This window comes from Shewanella sp. TB7-MNA-CIBAN-0143 (genome assembly GCF_040310065.1).
Classification (GTDB): Bacteria; Pseudomonadota; Gammaproteobacteria; order Enterobacterales; family Shewanellaceae; genus Shewanella.
The window spans coordinates 1-240 of the sequence record NZ_JBEOPL010000153.1; the positions used below are offsets into that span (position 1 = coordinate 1).

Below are 240 nucleotides of genomic sequence, written 5' to 3' on the forward strand. Positions count from 1 at the left end.
GTTTGGGTCGGCTTTGATAATCCAGGTAACTCCTTAGGTAGATCAACGTATAACAACAATCTCGACAGTGGTCAAATATCAGGCGCTGAATCGGGAGCTAAAACAGCACAACCTGCATGGAATGACTTTATGGCCGTAGCACTTGAAGGCGCACCAGAAGCCCCCATTGAACCACCTGAAGGGCTTGTTTCTATTCGTATTGATTTAGCTACTGGTTTATTGAGTCATAAAAATGACTAC

The 240-nt window shown here is 44.2% G+C and carries 1 protein-coding gene; it reads left to right on the plus strand.

Translation table 11 applies throughout. The features are described 5' to 3' along the window. The coding region (locus tag AAEY97_RS21490) for a hypothetical protein (RefSeq protein ID WP_351001423.1) at positions 1–240 on the plus strand (240 nt) is incomplete at both ends.